Annotated in this window: 17 protein-coding genes; 8 read left to right on the forward strand and 9 right to left on the reverse strand. The window is 67.3% G+C overall.

What is annotated here, in order from left to right; genetic code table 11:
* The first annotated feature begins 7 nt into the window (after window positions 1-7).
* Entirely contained in the window at window positions 8-829 is an 822-nt protein-coding gene (locus AC6I6S_RS06705) for a MinD/ParA family ATP-binding protein (RefSeq protein ID WP_497948961.1), read from the forward strand.
* 246 nt (window positions 830-1,075) lie between these two features.
* Window positions 1,076-1,687, forward strand: coding sequence for a DUF8159 domain-containing protein (locus AC6I6S_RS06710; RefSeq protein ID WP_497948962.1), 612 nt, complete (start codon window positions 1,076-1,078; stop codon window positions 1,685-1,687).
* Window positions 1,688-1,766: 79 nt separating this feature from the next.
* Here the strand turns inward: AC6I6S_RS06710 and argS are convergent, their stop codons facing one another.
* The 5 genes from argS to AC6I6S_RS06735 all read right to left on the reverse strand — a co-directional run bounded on the left by argS (window position 1,767) and on the right by AC6I6S_RS06735 (window position 8,056).
* Window positions 1,767-3,554: an arginine--tRNA ligase gene (gene argS, locus AC6I6S_RS06715; RefSeq protein ID WP_497948963.1), complete on the reverse strand. Its 1,788-nt coding sequence runs from the start codon at window positions 3,552-3,554 to the stop codon at window positions 1,767-1,769.
* 93 nt (window positions 3,555-3,647) lie between these two features.
* Window positions 3,648-4,181 carry an NUDIX domain-containing protein gene (locus AC6I6S_RS06720; protein WP_497948964.1) on the reverse strand — a complete coding sequence of 178 codons (534 nt, stop codon included), beginning with the start codon at window positions 4,179-4,181 and terminating at the stop codon, window positions 3,648-3,650.
* Between the two features lie 5 nt (window positions 4,182-4,186).
* Window positions 4,187-5,320 (reverse strand): pyridoxal-phosphate dependent enzyme, encoded by a 1,134-nt coding sequence (locus AC6I6S_RS06725; protein WP_497948965.1) that lies wholly within the window; start codon window positions 5,318-5,320, stop codon window positions 4,187-4,189.
* A 2-nt stretch (window positions 5,321-5,322) separates the two neighbouring features.
* Window positions 5,323-6,291 (reverse strand): succinylglutamate desuccinylase/aspartoacylase family protein, encoded by a 969-nt coding sequence (locus tag AC6I6S_RS06730; RefSeq protein ID WP_497948966.1) that lies wholly within the window; start codon window positions 6,289-6,291, stop codon window positions 5,323-5,325.
* A 217-nt stretch (window positions 6,292-6,508) separates the two neighbouring features.
* The gene (locus tag AC6I6S_RS06735) at window positions 6,509-8,056 is read right to left on the reverse strand and encodes a stage II sporulation protein M (protein ID WP_497948967.1); all 1,548 of its coding nucleotides are present in this window, start codon (window positions 8,054-8,056) and stop codon (window positions 6,509-6,511) included.
* Between the two features lie 135 nt (window positions 8,057-8,191).
* Here AC6I6S_RS06735 and AC6I6S_RS06740 point away from each other — a divergent pair, with 135 nt between their 5' ends.
* Window positions 8,192-8,488: a DUF7536 family protein gene (locus AC6I6S_RS06740; RefSeq protein ID WP_497948968.1), complete on the forward strand. Its 297-nt coding sequence runs from the start codon at window positions 8,192-8,194 to the stop codon at window positions 8,486-8,488.
* A 7-nt stretch (window positions 8,489-8,495) separates the two neighbouring features.
* On the opposite strand, the gene AC6I6S_RS06745 is transcribed toward AC6I6S_RS06740, so the two are convergent.
* Together AC6I6S_RS06745 and AC6I6S_RS06750 are read right to left on the reverse strand one after the other, a co-directional pair.
* A complete protein-coding gene (locus tag AC6I6S_RS06745) occupies window positions 8,496-8,906 on the reverse strand; it encodes a hypothetical protein (protein ID WP_497948969.1) in 411 nt (136 codons plus the stop codon).
* Window positions 8,907-9,084: 178 nt separating this feature from the next.
* The gene (locus AC6I6S_RS06750; protein ID WP_497948970.1) at window positions 9,085-10,293 is read right to left on the reverse strand and encodes a potassium channel family protein; all 1,209 of its coding nucleotides are present in this window, start codon (window positions 10,291-10,293) and stop codon (window positions 9,085-9,087) included.
* A gap of 134 nt (window positions 10,294-10,427) precedes the next feature.
* Here AC6I6S_RS06750 and citZ point away from each other — a divergent pair, with 134 nt between their 5' ends.
* The 3 genes from citZ (at window position 10,428) to AC6I6S_RS06765 (ending at window position 14,197) form a co-directional block, all read left to right on the forward strand.
* Window positions 10,428-11,564, forward strand: coding sequence for a citrate synthase (gene citZ, locus AC6I6S_RS06755; protein WP_497948971.1), 1,137 nt, complete (start codon window positions 10,428-10,430; stop codon window positions 11,562-11,564).
* A gap of 68 nt (window positions 11,565-11,632) precedes the next feature.
* A complete protein-coding gene (locus AC6I6S_RS06760) occupies window positions 11,633-12,874 on the forward strand; it encodes a hypothetical protein (protein ID WP_497948972.1) in 1,242 nt (413 codons plus the stop codon).
* Window positions 12,875-12,943: 69 nt separating this feature from the next.
* A complete protein-coding gene (locus tag AC6I6S_RS06765) occupies window positions 12,944-14,197 on the forward strand; it encodes a hypothetical protein (protein ID WP_497948973.1) in 1,254 nt (417 codons plus the stop codon).
* Between the two features lie 12 nt (window positions 14,198-14,209).
* On the opposite strand, the gene AC6I6S_RS06770 is transcribed toward AC6I6S_RS06765, so the two are convergent.
* On the reverse strand, window positions 14,210-16,537 hold the full coding sequence (locus AC6I6S_RS06770; protein WP_497948974.1) for a PAS domain S-box protein: 2,328 nt from the start codon (window positions 16,535-16,537) through the stop codon (window positions 14,210-14,212).
* A 54-nt stretch (window positions 16,538-16,591) separates the two neighbouring features.
* Window positions 16,592-17,974: an MATE family efflux transporter gene (locus AC6I6S_RS06775; protein WP_497948975.1), complete on the reverse strand. Its 1,383-nt coding sequence runs from the start codon at window positions 17,972-17,974 to the stop codon at window positions 16,592-16,594.
* A gap of 71 nt (window positions 17,975-18,045) precedes the next feature.
* Between AC6I6S_RS06775 and AC6I6S_RS06780 the strand changes: the two genes are divergently transcribed.
* Together AC6I6S_RS06780 and ilvA are read left to right on the forward strand one after the other, a co-directional pair.
* On the forward strand, window positions 18,046-18,447 hold the full coding sequence (locus tag AC6I6S_RS06780; protein WP_497948976.1) for a gamma-glutamylcyclotransferase family protein: 402 nt from the start codon (window positions 18,046-18,048) through the stop codon (window positions 18,445-18,447).
* Between the two features lie 232 nt (window positions 18,448-18,679).
* Window positions 18,680-19,891 (forward strand): threonine ammonia-lyase, encoded by a 1,212-nt coding sequence (gene ilvA / locus AC6I6S_RS06785; RefSeq protein ID WP_497948977.1) that lies wholly within the window; start codon window positions 18,680-18,682, stop codon window positions 19,889-19,891.
* The last annotated feature ends 6 nt before the right edge of the window (window positions 19,892-19,897 follow it).

Below are 19,897 nucleotides of genomic sequence, written 5' to 3' on the forward strand. Positions count from 1 at the left end.
ACCCAGTATGTCTCACGAGACTATCTATGCGGTCGCAAGCGGCAAAGGCGGCGTCGGAAAGACGACGACGACGGTCAACCTCGCAACGGCGCTCGCTCAGGCGGGACGCCGGGTCGCCATCGTCGACACCGACCTCGGGATGGCGAACCTCGCCGGCTTCGTCAGTCTGGACCCCGATGCGGCCACCCTCTACGACGTGCTCTCAGGGAACGCCACCGTCGAGGACGCCACGTACCAGCTCGCGGACAACATCGTCGCCGTCCCGAGCGGCACCGAACTCGAGGCGTACGCCGAAACCGCCCCCGAGGGGCTGGGAGAGGTCGTCGAAACGCTCCGCGAGGAGTTCGAGTACGTCTTCCTCGACGTCGGCGCCGGCGTCAGCCACGAGACCGTCCTCCCGCTCGGGCTCGCCGACACCGTCGTGCTCGTCACGACACCCGAACCCGCGGCGGTCCACGACTCCCGGAAGACCCTCGAGCTCACCGACCGCGCCGGCGGCGAGGTTTCGGGGCTGCTCGTCACGCGAACTCGCCCGGACGGCGACGTCTCCTACGAGGAGATCGCAGCCAGCCTGGACGTCCCACTGCTGGGAACGATTCCGGACGATCGAGCGGTCCGCGACAGCGTTTACGCCGGGACACCGCTGGTCGTCCACGAACCTGACCGCCCCGCTGCGGTCGCGTACAGACGTCTCGCCGCAACGCTCGCCGGAGTCGACCCCGAAGAAATAGGCGTCAGTGCGCCACCCAACGAGGACGACGATGCCGACCAGCCGGCATCTCACGACGAGGTCTCGAGCGCGATCACGGAAGCCGAATCCGATCAGTAACTGACGGCCCGTCGACGCCGAAACGAGCCGGGTACCCACCGGCTACCCCGAGGCAGGTCAATACTTCTTCACAGTGACACAGTCACCGAAGCGGTGCAGTAACCGCCTCCTGAGGGTCAGGAACGGTGACAGTGTCACCCCGAAACACCGCTCCCCACGGCGTCAGTCCTGGCGTTCAGGGGGCGGTCACGAACCGGAGACGGTACGAGCTAATTACTAATCATGGAGGCAGGTGGCTGTGCTCGTATGGAGCGACGACAGATCCTCCTCGGCAGCGGTGCCGTACTCGCAACCGCCCTTGCTGGCTGTTCGGAAACAGCGAGCGAAGACGGTGATGACGACGGCCGTACCGGCACAGGAACGGACGACGACACCTCGCGTGGAGACGACGACGGTGGCAGCGATACGAACGGAGATACCGATTCGAGTCGTGACGACGGCGATGAGAAGGACGATGACAGCGAAAAGGACCGCGACGACGACGGAAAGACGGACGACCTCGACGACATCCCCGGAATCGACAAGGACAAACTCGAGTTGCGAAAGCAAGACGCCGTCATCGACAAAGTCGTCCGCGAAAAGCGGACGCTCTCCCTCGAAGTTACCGTCAAACGGGTCCCGAAGAACGACCAGGAACGGTACGAGATGCTCGAGCAGGTGATGAACGACGGCTCGGACGCGGTCATCAGTCCGAAGAAGTTCAAGAACGAGATAGACAAGATCAAGTGGACTATCTACGATCGCGACGGGAAGGTCGTCCAGGCCTTCTATGTCCGCGTCGACTGGTTAATCGACTACCGCGACGGCAAGATCAGCAAGGACGAACTCGCGGCGCTGGTTTACAAAACGGCAAAGTAAACCACCCAGTGTGTGGTAACCGGAGATCTTCACGTTCTCTCCGGTTCGAGAGGAAATCCGATCCGTGACCGGATCCGCTCTACATCGAGCGCGGCGGCGATACGCCCAGCACCGACAGCGCGTTCGCGACCGTGTGCCGCGAGGCCGCCACCAGCGCGAGGCGCGCCGCCCTCGTTTCCTCGTCGACGTCGTCGGCCAGCACCGGGCACTCCCGGTAGAAGGCGTTGAACCGCTCGGCGAACTCGCGGGTGTAGGTGGCGACCTGGTGTGGCTCCAAATCGTCCGCCGCCTCGTCGATCACCGCGGGAAGTCGGGCGATCGTCTCGAGCAACTCGCGCTCGGCGTCGGTCTCGAGCCGGTCGGCGGCGCCGTCCTCGAGCGTCAGCCCCTGGTCGGTGAGATCGCCGTCGAGATCGAACCCGCCCTCCGCCAAGATACCACAACAGCGCGCGTGGACGTACTGGACGTACGGGGCCGACTGGGCCTCGAAGTCGAGCGCGCGGTCCCACTCGAAGGTGATCGCCTTCGTCGGCTGCTTCGAGACGATGTCGTAGCGCACCGCGCCGATGCCGACCTGGTGGGCGATTCGGTTGATGTCTTCCTCCTCCAGATCGTCGTCGCGGATGCGGTCGTCCAGTCGATCCTCGACCTCCGCGCGGGCGCGGTCGATCGCCTCGTCGAGCAGGTCGTCGAGGTCGACGCCGGTGCCCCGCCGGGTGCTCATCTTCCCCTCGGGCAGGTTGACGTAGGAGTAGATCACCTGCCGAAGCTGGTCGGTGTCGTTGCCGAGCAACTCGAGGGTCGTGCGGAGCTGTTCAGCCTGGAGCTTGTGGTCCTCGCCGAGCACCGTCACCGCCCGGTCGTAGTTGTCGAACTTCCACTCGTGGTGGGCCAGGTCGCGGGTGGGGTACAGCGAGGTGTCGTCCGCACGCAAGAAGACGAGATTCTTGTCGATCCCCTGGGCCTCGAGGTCGAGTTGCCAGGCGTCGTCCTCGTACACCGCCCCGTCGAGTTCCTTGAGACGAGCGACGACGTCGTCGGTCGAGCCGTCGCGCATAAACTCCGTTTCCTTGACGAATCGATCGAACTCCGCTGGCAGGCGGGCGAGACACTCCTTCATCCCGCCGAGCACCTGATCGACGACGACGCTGACCCGCTCGTAGGCGGCCTCGTCGCCCGCCTCGAGCCCCTGCATGATCGCCTCGATCTCGGCTTCGGCCTCGGCGACGTCGGCGGGGTCGGCGTTCTCGAGGAAGGCGTTGCCCTTCCGGTAGTACCGGACCAGGTCGTACTCGGGGCGGTCGCGTTCGGGGTCGCTCTCGAGGTCGTCCTCGTCGAACGTCTCGTAGGCCCAGGTGAAGACCGCCATCTGCCGACCGGCGTCGTTGACGTAGTAGTGTCGGGAAACGTTGTAGCCCGCGGCGTCGAGCACGTTCGCCACCGCGTCGCCGATGATCGGGTTCCGGGCGCGACCGACGTGGACCGGCCCCGTGGGGTTCGCGCTCGTGTGCTCGACGACGACGGACTCGCCGCGGGCCGGGAGATGGCCGTAGTCGCCGTCGACCCCCGCCGACAGCGTCTCGGCGTAGTAGGCCGCACTCGGCAGGAAGTTCAGGTACGGCCCCTGCGTTTCGATCGCGGAGACGTATTCGAGAGCGGCGACGTCGATCTCGTCCGCCACCTCGGCGGCCGCCTGCGGCGGGGCCATCCCGAGCTCGCCGGCGAGTCGGAAGGCCACGCTCGAGGCGAGAACGGCGGGGACGTCTTCCGGCGGCTCTTCGATCCCGAGGTCGTCGGTCGGCAGGTCGAGTGCGGCGAGCGCCCCCTCGAGGGCGTCCTCGACCTCCGCGCGTAGGGAGAGGAACATACCCCTCCGTTCTGGGGGCTCGAGTAAAGGAATGTCGGGTTTCGACGGCGGCGGCGCCCGCACCTCGGTTCCGACCCCGCGGTCGGCGGGCGATCACTCGAGTGCTGCGACCTCCCGAAACCGCTCCTCGTGTACCGGCCGGAACGTTTCGCCGGAAGCGTCGAACGCGGCGGGGGTGAAAAACCTGGCCGCGGCGGCGTCGGTCCCGGCCCGTGGCTCTCCCGACGTCGCCGCCGCGTTGACGGTGTACAGGATCAAGACGACTCCCTTTCCGTCCCGCGGCGGCAGGGAAATCGCATCGTGGATCCGGAGCGCGTCGGGGTCGACGGTCAGGCCGGTTTCCTCCGCCAGTTCTCTCGTGGCCGCTTGCGCTGGTTGCTCCTCGAGTTCCATGTGGCCACCCGGCAGGGACCACTCGCCGACGCCCGGTGGTGCCGCCCGTTCGATGCACAGCACCGCGTTCGCTTCCTCCCGGCGGTCGACCACCGCGACGCTCGCACAGGGAACGGGGTTGTGCCAGACGATCCGATCGCAGTCGGCACAGTGCCGCCGGTCGCGGCCGTCGAAATGGATGGGGTCGAGTGCGGTACCGCAGTAGGGACAGAAGCCGGGTGGGAAGTTAACCATCGGCGTTAGAGGGTCTTGAGTCCGCTCCCCGTTAGCGGAACGACCACGTCGTCTCCGTCGTCGATCACGCCATCGGCGCGGTAGCGCTCGAGTGCAGCGGGGGCGACCGCACACGTCGGTTCGACGTAGAAGCCGCTCCGGTGGAGGCGATCGAGCGTCGTTTCGACGGGGTCGTCGCCGAGGGCGACCACGTCGCCGTCGGTCGCCTCGAGGGCCTCGAGGATCTGCGTGCCGCGGGCGGGTTCGGCGATCTGGATGCCGTCGGCGATCTCGGCTCGCCCGTCGCCGGTGTCGCCGCCGGTGGCGGCGACTATGGGGGCGTAGCCCGCGGCCTGCGCCCCGAGCAGCCGGGGGAGGCGGTCGACGATTCCGGCCTCGTAGAGCAGCGAGAAGCCACGGTAGGCGCCCAGAAAGAGCGTTCCGTGGCCGATGGGGAGAACGAGGGCGTCGGGAACGGTCCAGCCGCGCTGGGCGGCCACCTCGAACGCGAACGTCATCGTTCCCGCGTAGAACGCGGGGTTCCAGGCGTGGGAGGCGTACCAGCCATCGCCCTCCTGTCGCGGAGCATCCCCGCTCGAACTTCCCGTAGTGCCCTCGACGGCGTCGATACACGCCGCCGTCACGTCCTCGCGGGAGCCCTCGACTCGAACCGGTCGAGCCCCGGCGCGCTGGATCGCCATCAGCTTCGACTGCTTGACGTCGGCGGGGACGTATATTTCGGCGTCGAGGCCCGCTCGCGCCGCGTACATCGCGATGGCGGCGCCCGCGTTCCCCGAGGAGTCCTCGATCACCGTCTCGACGCCGAGTTCGACGGCCCGCGAGAGCGTCGTCGTCGCCCCGCGGTCCTTGAACGAACCCGACGGGAAGACGTACTCGAGTTTGAACTGCGCTCCCCAGTCGGGGGCGTCGACCAGCGGCGTAAACCCCTCCCCCAGCGTGACGTGTTTCTCGATCGGGATGAACTCGAAGAACGTCCAGAGACCGTCGCTGGTGTCGAGTTTCGACAGGGGCAACGGGTTCCCGGTCGGATGCGGACGATCCGTGAACTCGAGGGCGTGACCGCAGGCACACCGCCAGGGTTCGTCGGGTCCGGCGGCGTACTGGGCGTCACAGTCCGGACAGGTGAGATCGGCCGCCATGATCAGTACCGGTCGACGTCGGTGCCGACCGAACAGACGTACTCGCCGGTAGCCACCTGCGGCAGTCGCCGGCTGCGCCAGAAGATCCCGTCGCTGTCGGCGGTCACTTCCGCCCTGGGCTCGCCGAAGGCGGTCGTCACCTCGAACAGCAGGTCGCCCCCGCCGACCTCAGCTCCGAGTTCCTTGTGAAAACGGACGAGTCCGCCAGCGGGCGCGCCGTACTGCTCGAAACCGGCCGCACGAGTCTGCGGGTCGGGCTCCGTCTCCGTCCCATCACCCGCCAGAAAGCCGTAGTAGCGAAGAACGTTGAACACGCCCGTTACGCCCTTCTCGATGCTCGTTTCGTCCCATCCGACACAACCGCCGAGTTCGGGATCGACCGTCGGAATCCCCTCGTCGGGCGCCGCGCGGGCGAGCTGGCCGTCCGGCCCCTTCTGATCCAGAACGTAGCCGCAGTCGAATACCTTCGCCAGCTCGAGACACTCCTCGTGGAGCCGGTGGCGGGTGCCACAGCGAACCCGGACCTCGTCGATCATCCGGCTGGTCGATCCCTGGTGGAGGTCGAGTATCAGGTCCGCCCGGGTGGCCGCCTCGAAGGTTGCGTGGGCGATGCGTTCGCTCGAGGTGCCCGCTTCCTTGCCGGGATAGGCGCGGTTCATCTTCGTGTCGTCGACCGGGTTCCGGTGTTCCGCGACCTGGAACGCGTGGTAGTTGACGATGCCGACGATCAGGATCGTCCCCGAGATGTCGGCGGGATCGAGACGCGGAACCACCCGCTGGATAACCCCCACCCCGTTGAGTTCGTCGCCGTCGCTTGCAGCCTGCAGATAGAGCGTCTTCCCCGGCTCCGCGCCGTTGATCACGGCGACGGGAAGCCCGAACGGGCTGCCGTCTCGAGTTTCGCCGACCTCGAGACGGCCCGTATCGATCTCGCCGGGAGCCGCGCTCGCCGTTCCGAGCGTCGTCGTCATGTGCCCGACGAGGGGCGCACCCGCCTTTACTGGTTCGGTATACCGACACCTCTCGCCCCGGTTTCCAGGCCGCCGCGGTGTCCGACGACACGGATTTCCGGCGGGATCGGCTACTCGAGCCGTGAAAGACGACGCGGCGACGCCGAGGGATTCAGGGGGCAAGCGAGGCGATCGAGTGTCTCGAGGAACACACCGACGCGGCGACCGAAACGGCCGACTAGAGGAACGGCCGCCAGTAGTAGGGGCTGATGAATCCCTCGATGAACGCGGCGACGGCGAGCAGGATGCCGACCCCGATCAGCACCCAGAACGCCCGCTCTAAACTGTCGGCGAACGCCGACCGCTCGAGTCGGCCGCGGAGGGCCTCCCACCAGCGAACGCCCAGGTGGATGCCGACCGCGCCGGCGACGATGATCGCCGGAATCTCGAAAATTCCGTGGGGGACGACGAACGCGACCAGTTCGAGGAGTTCGGCCTCGAGTCTGGCGACGGCGCCGATGGCGAGGCCGTTGAACCACAGCGAGACGAGCGCCGGGACGGCGAGTGCGACCCCCGAGTAGGCGGTCGTCAGCGCTACCATCCAGTTGTTACCGAAGAACTCGAGGGCGGCTCGCGGAGCGAGGTGGCCCTCGAGTCGGCCCGCGATCGAGGTTTCGACGACGCCGACGAGGGGGTCGGCCGCGAGCCACCCCATCCCGAACCCGATGCCGATCGAGGCGACCGAGAGCGCGTGGAGCCCCGGCGTCCGGCGGACGAACAGGAGCATCTCGTCCCAGCCGCGTCGGGTGCCGGCGCGAAGCTGACGACGGACGCCGGCTTCGGGAAGCGGCGGCGGGGAGAGACGGTCCTGCGAGCCGAGGTAGAGGCCGGTCTTCAGTAGCTCGAGAACGGGGAGCAAGACGACCGAACTCGCGAGCGAGAGCGCGGTGCCCGCGCCAAACAGTGAGAGGATGCCGGCGACGACCCCGAACGCGAGCAGTCCGCCGACGGCCACGACGTAGTAGAACGCCGCGGCAACCGGCTCGCGGCGGACGAAGCCGACGGCGCGTCTGAGCGACGCAAACACGCCCACATCGTCGGCGACGACTGCGACCGGGGCGAACGCGAAGAGCGCCCGGATCACGGCGACAGCCGCGATCCACACCGGGACGACGAGGAAGGCGAGGAGGACGCCGACCTCCGGCAGGCCGGTTGCGAGCCCGAACAGCCCGGCGCCGAGGGCCGCGAGAACGAGCAGTGCGGCGCTGACGACGAACCAGAGGACGAGCTCGAGCAGGTAGAGGGCGAGAAACGTCAGCCAGTACCGTCGAACACCCGCGATCCCCGCCGTCAGCCCCCGACGGTTGCGGAGCCGAGCGGCACAGGCAGCCAACTGGCCCGCCGAGATGACCGCGGTGAGCCCGATCATGAGGAAGACCATGAGCAGTCCCGTGACCGCAAACAGCAAGAGGAGCGGCCAGAGGAGTTCGGGCGTGAACAGCGTCTCGAGGGCCGGTCCGAGTTCCTCGATCACCCACTCGCCGAGAGCCTCCTCGGAGTCGGGATCGAGGCCGGGCGCCGGCTCGTCGATCTGGGCGAGTTCGGCCCGAACGGCGTCGAGTCGACCGGTCAGCTCGAAGGCGACGTAGACGGCCAGCAGGACGGCCATCGGAAGAACGCGGGCGACGGCGGGTACGGCGGCGCCGAGGACGTAGAACGGCAACAGATCGGAGGGGCGTCGTCGAAGTGCGCGGTGAACCGCGTTCGTCGCGTCGGAGAGGCGCATGCCCCTCAGTTTCAGTCGCACAGATAAATAATCCAACATTCCGGCGCGACTGGCCGGCGGCGGCTCGTCCGTTCGAGCGCCGGGAACCGACACGGATCCGACGTACATTTGTGCCCGGGGCGCTAACGGTCGCGTGTGTCACAGGACCGCCCCGAGCGACCGCCGACCGCCCAGTTTCTGGCTGCCCTCGACGTCGGACGCAACGCCAGGCTCGGGCTCGTCGCCGGCGTCTGGTTTACCCTCGGCGTCTACCTGTTTTTCATCGTCGTTCCGGCCTGGTCCTCTCAGAACGTCGGCGACGTGCTGTCGGCGTACTACCTCGCGCTCGCGTTCACGCTCGCGACGACGACCGCCGGGATCGTCGCCATCGCGCTCACGATCCGGTCGGCAGTCGCGCTCTCGCGCGAACTCGAGGGCGCCGAAACCGAGTGACCGCGCCTCAGAACTGCGGATCGAAGCCGCGCCCGAGGCAGGCCTCCCTGGGGTGATGGACGGCGATCGCCCGATCCGAAACCTCCCTGAACTCGAAGGAGATCACGCGGAGCACGTCGAACTCGATCATCCCGGTCGTACAGTCGAGGTGGTTGTCGATCACGTACCCCGGCTGAACCATCCCCGTCTGCGTCGTGTACGTCTCTGCGTCCCAGTCGATCGGCTCGCCGGTGAACTCGTCGTACGGCGGCTCGTAGCCGCCGCTGGTCCGGTCGAAGCTGGCGACGTCGACCGCCACACCGGCGACCAGCGCTACGATGACGATCAATCCGATCGCTGCGAGTCCGTACACGAGTCCGGTTCGGATCACCTCCAGACGCGTCCGCGACTGCGTCCCGCTGGAGTCACTGACTGTCATACCACCGTGTGAACCCCGGGACGGCTATCGAGGGGAGTTCGCGAGATAACTGCGCTCTCATGGCTCTTCGAGCACTCCATTGCTCCGAGCAGAATAACGGTTGTCTCAGGCGAACCGGGAGTACAGGATCGCAGTCACGACCCGGCTCCAGATGAGGAGACGGTGCCGAGCGACCGCCTCAGACGATCAGTTCCTCGAGACGATCCGCCCCCGCGCGGGTCCCCTTCGCGAGGATGACGTCGCCAGCGTGGAGCTGGGTCTCGGGGCCGGGCTGGATCTCCCACTCGTCGTCGTGGGGTTCCGGACTGCCCCGCGGACGGCGGATCGCGATGATCCGCATCCCGGTTTCGGTTCGCACCATCTGCTCGCCGATCGTCGCGCCGTCGAGGGCGCTTCCCTCGCGGACCGTATCGCGGACGATCACCTCGTCGCTCTCCGAAACCGCCTCCGCGACGACCGCGTGGGTGCCGAGCCCACGCAGGACGCCCTCGCTGATCTCGAGGGCGGCGTCGCTGATAACCTCCGTACTCCCTGCGAGGTGGACGAGCCCCCGCAGCCCGACGGGGTCGTCGACCCGACCGGCCGCCTGGAGCGTCCAGGCCTCGAACCGGGACTCGAGGGCGTCGACTTCGGCCTCGAGGGCGGCGACCTCCTCGGCGAGATCCGTACTGTCGTACAGCACCGCGCCGTAGGCCAGGTCGACGGCGAGTTCGCTCATGTTCTTCATCAACACGATGGCGTCGACGGCCCGTTCGAGATCCTCGATCCCCTGCTCGGCCGGCGTCGGCGTTTCGTACTGGTTCCCCGAGACGGTCTCGTACACCGGCCCGACGTTGTCCTCGGAGCCGCGCATGAGCACGACGTCGCCCACTTCGAGGGCCGTTTCGAGATCGGGGTTGAGCAGCCACTCGCCGGAGCGACGGATCGCGATCACCCGGACCCCGGTCTCGGTCTCGAGGTTCAGGTCGCCGAGGCTGCGGCCGGCAAACCGGGAGTCGGCCTCGACGGTCGCGCGGACGACCGACTCGACGGCCTCGGGGAGGGCGGTCCGCATCGCGTCCGGGAGGCCGATCTCCTCGAGGACGATCTTGGCGATATCCCCCGCTGCATCCGAGATCTTCTCGGCGGCGCCGACGACGCCGAGCACTGGTGCAAGCTGTTCTGCGTCGTCGGTGGTTCGGGCGGCCATCAGCAGGCTCATCCGCGCCTGCAACTGGAGAATATCCATGCGCTCCTCGAGCGCGAGCACCTCCTCTGCGACCTCTTCGCTCCCGAACAACACCGCGGAGTAAGACAGGTCGATCAGCAGCTCTGCGGTGTCTTTCATCTCCGCGAGCACCTCCTTGACGCTCACTGGGCGGTATTCGACGTCGCGGGCAGCGTCCATACTCGTCGTTCACTCGCGGGTGAGAAAAGCGTTACCGAGCGGCGACGCTGATCGGGTGTCTTTCCCGCCAGAGATAGCCCAGACGAAAGCCCGGAAAGGATAATGCTTTTCCAGTCGGCTACAAAATTCTGACTATGACGGAGGATCTCAAGAAAGGGCTCGAGGGCGTGTTGGTCGCAGAATCCGAACTCAGCTCGATCGACGGCGACGCCGGTCGGCTGATCTATCGCGGCTACACCATCGACGACCTCGCCCGCGACGCCAGCTACGAGGAGGTCGTCTTTCTTCTCTGGCACGGCCACCTTCCCGACGAGGGTGAACTCAGCGAGTTCGCCGACGCGATGGCCGCCGAGCGGACCGTCGACGACGCCATCCTCGAGACGGCCCGCACCCTCGCCGAGGCTGACGAGGAGCCGATGGCCGCCGTGCGAACGCTGGTCTCACAGCTCTCGGCGTTCGACGCCGACGCCGACGCCGATCCGACCGACGAGGCGGCGAACCTGCGGAAGGGACGGCGCATCACGGCGAAGATCCCGACCGCGCTGGCCGCCTTCGAGCGCGCCCGCCAGGGCCAGGAGTTCGTCCCGCCACGGGAGGACCTGAGCCACGCCGCGAACTTCCTCTACATGATAAACGGCGAGGAACCCGACGAGGTGCTCGCCGAGACGTTCGACCAGGCGCTCGTGCTCCACGCCGACCACGGACTGAACGCCTCGACGTTCTCCGCGATGGTCACCGCGAGCACGCTCGCGGACATGCACGCGGCGATCACGAGCGCCGTCGGCACCCTGAGCGGCAGCCTCCACGGCGGCGCCAACCAGGACGTTATGGAGATGCTCAAGGAGGTCGACGACGCCGAGATGGACCCCCTCGAGTGGATCGAAACCGCCCTCGAGGAGGGCCGGCGCGTCCCCGGCTTCGGCCACCGCGTCTACAACGTCAAGGACCCGCGCGCGAAGATCCTCGGCGCGAAATCCGAGGAACTCGGCGAGGCCGCGGGCGACACGAAGTGGTACAAGATGAGCGCCACCATCGAAGACTACCTCGGCGAGGAGAAGGGCCTCGCCCCCAACGTCGACTTCTACTCCGCGTCGACGTACTACCAGATGGGGATCCCGATCGACATCTACACGCCCATCTTCGCGATGTCCCGCGCCGGCGGCTGGATCGCCCACGTGCTCGAGCAGTACGACGATAACCGGCTGATCCGCCCGCGCTCGCGCTACGTCGGGGCCGAGGGTCAGGAGTTCGTCCCGCTCGCTGATCGGTAACGCCGCGGCGGATCGTAACGTATCACTGCGTAAGAAATATTTATCCGCGCTCGTATCTAGCGTCGAACATGCCCTCCAGCAGACGAACCTTCCTCGCCGGCTCGGGACTGGTCGCCTTCGGCGGCGTCGGCTACTGGCAGCGCCGACGAATCATTCGCCACTCCGAGATCGAAGCGATGCGAGAGGCCGCCGAGCGGTCGGTGCCGGCGATCGAGGCTGGGGCACCCGTCGCCGACGACCACCTCGAGGCAGCCTACGACCGGGCGAAGACGGCCCTCGAGGACGCCCACGAGGCGACGCCCGACGGCCAGGGGATCAGCCCCACACAGAGCGAACTCGAGCGCTTTGCCCCCGAGGAACTCGCGGGAGCGAGCCGAGACGAACGGCGAAACGGACTCATGCGGCTGCGGGAGTACACTCGCAGTTCGTACAGGATGATCGGCACGGCCAGATACGAGGACGGCGATCTCGAGCAGTCGGATCTCGACGAGCGAGTCGGCGACGTCCGGGCGGCGCTCGAGGCCGCCGAAACGCCCTACCGGGGCGAGTCGCTCGCGGACGCGGTCATCGCCAACGGGATCGTCGACGACCGGCGGCTCGCCGCCGAACGGCTCGCCGACGAGGTAGACGACAGCGCCCACGCGGGGAGCCGAGACTACGCCAGTTCGTGGGGCGACCTCGCCGCGGCAGACGCCCACCTCGAGGATGGCGACTGGCACGAACGGGACGTCGACGGCGAAGACTACGAAGACGAGTTACGGACCGCGCTCGAGGGCGCCGTTTCCCTGCTCGACGGTCGGGATCGCGACGAGGAGATCACCAGCGACGACGGCTGGCCGAGCTACGCTTCCACACTCGCCAGATACAACATGGGTCGCGGGACCGAAGCCGCGAGTCCGGCGACGAAACTCGAGGGTGGCTTCCTCGCCAGCGGGGTTCGAGCGGCGAGCTACCGGCACACGATGTTCGAGATCTTCGACAGGTTCGACGAGATACCAGCGCGATCGTTCTGGGGAGAGTTCGGCTGGGCCGTCGACGCCGACGGACTTCCGGAGCAAAAGGAGGCCGCGGTCACTGCGATCGAATCGGCCCTCGAGCGCCGCGACGATCCGCTCGGTCGGTGGCTGCTCGCAGCTCCCGCCGACAGGCTCGAACGGACAGACGACAGTCTCGAGCGCCGGATCGACGACGTCAACGACGCCGACGGCGATCGGTGGCAGCGCTCGATCAACGGCTACCACGTCGCCTGTCTCACGGCCGAGACGTTCGCCGAACAGGTGCCCGAGACGCTGGCGACGCTGCTCGAGTAACCCCCGGGTTGCTCGAGTCGTGGCGGTGTGGGAGAAGATATTTATCAATCAACTGACCTAGTGGCGAACATGCCCCCCAGCAGACGGGCCTTCCTCGCCGGCTCCGGGCTCGCCGTCTTCGGCGGCGGCGGCTACTGGCAGCGCCGGCGAATCATCCGCTATCCCGACGTCGAGGAGCTGCGCCCGGCGCTCGAGGTGGCGGTCCCCACCGTCGAAACCGGCCCCGACGTGAGCGACGATCATCTCGAGGCCAGCTACGAGCGAACGCAGGGGATTCTCGAGGAGGCGAACGCCGAGCTCGATCGTCCCCAGGAGGAGGGCGTTCCCGAGAGCGTCCCCGCCGAGTACGAGCCCGACGCGCTCGCCGACGCAAGCGCGTCCGAGCGCCGAAGCGCCCTCGGATCGTTGCGCAGTGAGGTGACGGGCGTGGCGAGAGTGATCGGCGAACACCGGCACGAAGCGGGACGACTCGGCCAGGACGAGATCGACGACCGTCGAAGGGCCGAAGCGGACGCGCTCGAGGGCGTCGATCAGCCCTACCGCGGCGAGTCGCTCATCGGCGCGATCGTCGCCAACGCGGAGAGCGACGAACTCCGAAGCAGCGCGCGGAGCGATCTCGAGAACGTTGCCGACAATCCGCCGAGCGACGACTGGAACTACGCCACCGTGTGGCGACGGCTCGCTCGCGCGGCCGCGACCCACCACGACCTCGAGTGGTACGTCCGCGACCCGGCGGGAACCGACTACGCCGACCGGCTGGAGTCGCTGGCGACGGACACCCTCGAAACCGTCGAGGAGACCCTCGAGACCGTCGAGTGGGAACACGACGAGGAGTACGACAGCTACGCTGTCGATCGCTCGCTCTCGTACGGCCCCCACGGAGAACGACTCTACACCTCGGAGCTGCCGGCGGAGCAGCGGCTGGACCGCGGCCATCTCGCGAGCGCCGCACGGCTCGCGGTTCATCATCACGCCTTCGCAGAGAGCCAGGAGGCGTTCACCGAATTCCCCCGGCGACGGCACTGGGACAAGTCCGACTGGACCGTCGACCCGGCCGACCTCCCGGAGCGAAAGCGAGCCGCCGTCGATGCAGTCGACACCGCGCTGGCTCACCGCGACGACCCGCTCGTGCGGTGGCTGCTCTTGGATCCTCTCGAGGCGCTCGAGCGAGCGGACAGCACCCTCGAGCGAGGTCTCGACGACGTCAACGACGCCGACGAGCGGGAGTGGCAGCGGTCGATCAACCGTTACTACGTCCGCTGTTTCGAAGTCGAGTCGTTCGCCCGACAGCTCCCGGAGACGATGGCGACGGTGCTCGAGTGAGGACGGGTGCGGCTATCGGGGACGGTTGTGATCCCCGGCGAAATCGACGCCGATGAACTCGAAGCGGGCGCCGCCGTCGGCGCCGCCGACGAGCCGACACTCCCAGCCGTAGGTTTCGGCCAGCTGGGCGATGAACGTCAGGCCGAGCCCGAGTCCCGTCGTTCCGGTGGTGTACCCCGCCTCGAACACCTGCTCTCGCTCGTCGGCGGGGATCCCCGGCCCCGAATCCTCGACGTAAAACCCGTCTGACAGCGAGCCGACGCGGATCGTCACGTCGTCGCCGCCGTACTGGAGCGCGTTCCGAAAGAGGTTCTCGAGGATGTGCGTGAGGTGTGCGGGCTCGACGTCGAGCACGTGGGCGGTGCCGACCTCGAGGCTCGCGGCCGGTTCGTCGAGGGTCGACCAGACCTCGAGAGCCGTCTCCTCGAGCGAGACCGGCTGCGGATCGACCGCGAGTTCGGTGCCGCGGGTGAGCACGAGCAGCATGTCGATCGTCTTCTCGATCCGGTCGAGCGAGGTCTCGACCTCGGCGGCCGCCTCGGCGTCGCCGTCGGCCGCCTGCGGGAGGTAGATCTCGGCGATCGAGAGGGGGTTACGGAGCTCGTGAGCCAGCATGCTTGCGAAACTCTCGAGTCGGCTGTTCTGTCGCTGTAACTGCTGTTCCCGCCGCTTTCGCTCGGTGATGTCAGTGATGGTGACGACGCCGCGGCTGACGTTGCCGGTCGCATCGTGAACCGGCATTCCGTGGACCATGATGACCCGGCGTGTCCCGTCATCGGCCTCGATCTCGAGGATATCGGGGTCGGTGATCTCTTCGCCGTCGAGCACTCTGACCATGGGGCGCTCCTCGAGTTCGAGCGACTCGCCGGTTTCCGCCCACTGCACGGAAAATTTGCTGTAATCCGCCGGCTTCTCGGCGTCGAAGACGGCGCCGCCCCAGATCTCCCGGGCGGCCTCGTTTGCCTCGACGAGACGGCCGTCCGCCTCCGCGACCACGACGCCGACCGGGAGCAGGCGGATCAGCGTTCTGAGCTGATTCTTGTGGCGTCGCAGCGCCTCCTCGGCTCGCTTTCGGTCGGTGATGTCCGCGAGAGCGCCGGGGAACGTCTGGGCGTCGCCGTTCTCGTCGCACTCGACGTGGCCGCGGGCGACCACCCAGCGCAGTTCGCCGTCGGCGTTCCAGACGCGGTACTCCTCCTCGTAGTCGCCGCACGTCTCGACGGCCTCCTGGATTCGTTCTGTGACCCGGTCGCGGTCGGCCACGTGAATCGAGGACGTGAGTTTCTCGAGCGGCACGCCGGTTCGGGCAGCTTCGGGATCGACGCCGAACGTGCGGGCGAAGGAGGCGCCGGTAACGAACCGATCGTCGGGGATGTGCCACTCCCAGGTGCCGATCGCGCCGGCGTCGGTCGCCGCTTCCAGCTGTGCCTTCGCGTCTTCGAGATAGCGTTCACGCTCCTTCTGATCGGTGACGTCCTCGACCGCGAATATCGCGGCGGTCTCGCCGATGGGATCCGGCAGCGGCTTGCCGTTGATCGACAGCCAGATCGAGTCCTTCTCCGCGTGTTCGAGCCGGATCACCTCGTTGAACACCGGCTCGCCCGTCTCGATGACGCGGCGGTGTGGATACTCGGATTCGGGGATCGGCTCGCCGTCGGGCGCTGTCACCGTCCAGTCGAGCATCTCGCGAAGAGAGCCCGACTGGTCGGGATCCGAGAGCTCCAGCATGTCGGTGGCGCGCCGATTGAACCGTGTGAAGTTGCCGTCGGCGTCGACCATCATCACCCCGGTCGGAACCGTCTCGAGGAGGTGATCCGTTAGCGCGGCGGGTCGGCCCCCCTCGTCGGGATCGAACGCCTCGAGGCCGTCCTCGAGACACGCCTGAAGCGACGAGAGCGCCTCGCGATCGGCCGCGTCGAATCCGTTGCCCCGACTGGCGGCGAGTTCGATCGCACCGACGGATGTCCCGTCCGGAACGAGCGGAACGACCGCGACGCGATGGGACGCGGCGACGTCGTGCCCGTCCGCGGCGAGGTCGTCGCCGCACGCGAACTCGACGGCTCCCGTCGTCAGCGCGCGCTCGAGAAGCCGGCGGCGGGCCGTCTCCCCGTCGAGTGGGATCGGCTCCCGATCCTCGAGGGCGGCGATCGTCGTCGCCTGCGAGCGCAGCGAGCTCGACTCGGAGTCGTACTCGCCGACCCAGAGCCAGCCGGCGTCGGTCGGAAACGCCCCGCAAACGGCGTCGACGAGATCCGTCCGCTTCGTCGCGGGAACGAGTGCCCGCCGAACGGCCGTCACGAAGTTCGACATCGACTGCACCTTCCCTTGGTCCTGTGGCATGACCGTCTCAGCGGCTAGATGGTCCTCCCCGTAATGTATCCTGTGGACACGGTTTCAATCGTCCGACAGCGTCCCCCGCTCCTCCATCATCCGCGCCGCCTTGCCCGCCCAGTCGCCGTAGACGTAGCCCGCGGTGACGACCGCGAGCGACCAGATGTAGTAGAGGATAATCCCCGCACAGATCCCGAGAACGCCGTACTCGAGTGGGACCGCCGCGACGTACGAAAAGCACAGATAGAACAGAAAGAGGCCGCTGGCTCGAGCGACGAAGGGAATCGTGGTTTCGCCGGCCCCCTGGAGTGCGCCGGCGATCACGATGTAGGCGACGAGGAACGGTGCGCCGATGCCGTACGCCTGCGCGAAGGTGATCGCGTGCTCGACGGTGGCGGGGTCGTCGGTGAAGATCGCCACGAAGTGATCGGCGAACGCCGCGAGCACGATACCGATGACGCCGACGGTCGCCAGCCCGAGGCCGGCGATCGCCCAGCCGTCGAACCGGGCGTCCTCGGGGCTGCCGTCGCCCAGATGCTGGCCGATGACGACGCTGGCGGCGACGTTGTAGCCCCGGGAGAGCGGGCTGGTGATCTGCTGGTAGACCCGGCGACCGACCTGGTAGGCCGCGTTGACCTCCGTCCCGAGGAGCAACAGCAGGGCGTTGAAGGGGAATTCGATCGCGGTCGCGACCATCCCCTCGGCGACGCGAGGCGTGCTGACGGCGACGAGTTGCTTCGTGATCACCCAGTCGGTCGGCGCGACGAGCGAGCCCTGACGCCACGGGCCGGCGATGACGCCGACGAGCACCACGGCGGTAAAGACGTTCGAGACGGCCGTCGCGAGCCCGACGCCGACGATCTCGAGACGGGGTGCACCGAGCAAGCCGAGTCCAAGCACGGCCGACCCGGTCACGTTGAACACGTTCGCGATCACGTTGACGACCATCGGCGACTTGGTGTCACCGGTGCCCTGGAGCGCTCGAGCGGCGATGAGTCCGACGTGGCGGGCGGGCGCCGTCGCCATGATGATCATGAGGTAGATCGCACCGAAGGCGACGACGTCCGCCTCGGCTCCGAGGATCTCGATGGCGTACTCGCTCAGGAGAAAGCCCAGGACCACGAAGGGGAGCCCCGTGATCGCGCCGATCAGGATCGCCTGCGTAATGGCTTCGTCACGCGTGCGCGTGGCGCCGCTGCCGGTGTCCTGACTCGAGAGCGCGATCGCGCCGCCGCCGAGGCCGAGGCCGATCCGCAGCGGCAGGCGCGCGTAGAGGTCCGCGAGACCGATCGCCGCGATAGCGGCCGGCGAGAATAGTCCGGTGACGATGATGTCGACCGTGCGCATCAGCGTCCGCGTGGTCTGTTCGGCCATGATCGGCCACGCGAGCGCCAGCACGCGCTTCCAGACCGCGAGCACGCGAGTGCGGACGCCGACATCTGCCATACGAATCGAAAACCCCGTGGGATGTTTATCCTAGCGATACGAGCAAGGCACTCGAGCCGAAAGCCAGTCGCATGCAGGTGTTCGTCTACGGGACGCTCACGGAACCGGAGCGGGCCGACTCGGTGCTCGGCCCGGAGACCTACTCGGTCGTCGGCGAGGCGACCCTCGAGGGCCTCGAGCGCGTCGAGGGGGCCTATCCGACGCTCGTGCCGGGTGACAGCGTGACCGGGCGGCTACTCGCGGTCGGCGACCGCGAACTCGCACGCCTCGACGAGTACGAGAGCGTCGACCGGGGGTTGTACGTTCGGGTAGCGATCCCTCACGCTCGAGGAGACGACTCGGTGTGGACCTACGTTGGCGACCCCGAACGGCTGGCCGTCGAGGGTGCGTCGTGGCCGGGCGACGGCTCCTTCGAGTCCCGCGTTCGCGAGTACTGTTCGGGATCACGGACCGTGGTACACTCACACGAATGACGATCGTCTGCCTCCCGTCAGACATCACTTTCACGTCGCTCTCGTCCCCCGGTTTCACTTTCGGGCTACGTGCATGAGATTTATATAGTCCGGGGCCTCGTGTATACTCGCACGTCACACGCCGTGCATCCCTGTATTCCCTGTCGTGCTGTCATTCTGACAGCACCCTTCGAAACCCGCCGAGCGGCGGGACGACAACAACCTTAACAGTACTTGCCGAGTACTCCGCCGTATGCTCGGACTGTCGGCTATTCTCGAGGCTCGCGAGCGGGTGCAGGAGACGTCGCGACACACACCGCTCGAGTACTCTCATACCTATTCAGATATGACGGGGGCGGACGTTCATCTCAAACTGGAGAACTTCCAGCGGACGGGGTCGTTCAAGATCCGCGGTGCGACGAACCGGATCGCAACGCTGTCGGAGACGGAGAAGGACGCGGGTGTCGTCACCGCGAGCGCGGGCAACCACGCCCAGGGGGTTGCACTCGCCGCGACCCGAACCGGCGTCGACTCGAAGATCGTCATGCCCGAGAACGCCCCGATTTCGAAGGTAAAGGCCACTCGAAGCTACGGAGCCGAGGTCGTTCTCTCGGGCGTCGACTACAACGAGGCCGCCGAACGAGCCCACGAACTCGAGCGAGAGGAGAACCGCACGTACCTCCACGCCTTCGACGACGAGTACGTGATCGCCGGCCAGGGGACCATCGGCCTCGAGATCCTCGACGATCTCCCCGAGGTCGACACCGTCGTCGTCCCGATCGGCGGCGGCGGCCTGATCGGCGGGGTCGCCACCGCGATCAAGGAGAGTCGGCCCGAAACCCGCGTTATCGGCGTCGAAGCCGACGGCGCCTCGAGCGTCGCAACCTCCCTCGAGAAGGGCGAAATCGTCCCGATCGACGGCGTCGACACGATGGCCGACGGGATCGCCACCCGCAGCGTTGGCGAGCGCAACTTCCCGCTGATCGAGAAGTACGTCGACGAGGTCGTCACCGTCCCGGATTCGGAGATCGCGATGGCCGTCGTCTACCTGCTCGAGCGGTCGAAGACGCTGGTCGAGGGCGCCGGCGCGGTGCCGCTCGCGGCGTTGCTGTTCGAGCGCTTCGACTTCGAAGCGGGCGAGCGCATCGTGCCGATCCTCTCGGGCGGGAACATCGACCTCAACATGCTCACCACCGTCGTCATGCGGGGACTGGTCGAAACCGGCCGCTACCTGAAGGTGCGGACGGTACTCAAGGATCGGCCGGGGGCGCTCGAGGAACTGCTGGGAATCATCTCGGCCCACAGGGCGAACATCTACGCGATCCAGCACGACCGGACCTCCCGGGACATCGGCATGAGCGACACCGAAGTCGAACTCGACCTCGAGACGCGGGGCCACGACCACGTCGCAGAGCTCATCGAGGCGATGGAAGAGCGAGGGTATACGGTCGAAGTCCTCGTCTGAACGACG

The organism is Natrononativus sp. DTA114, from assembly GCF_059736515.1.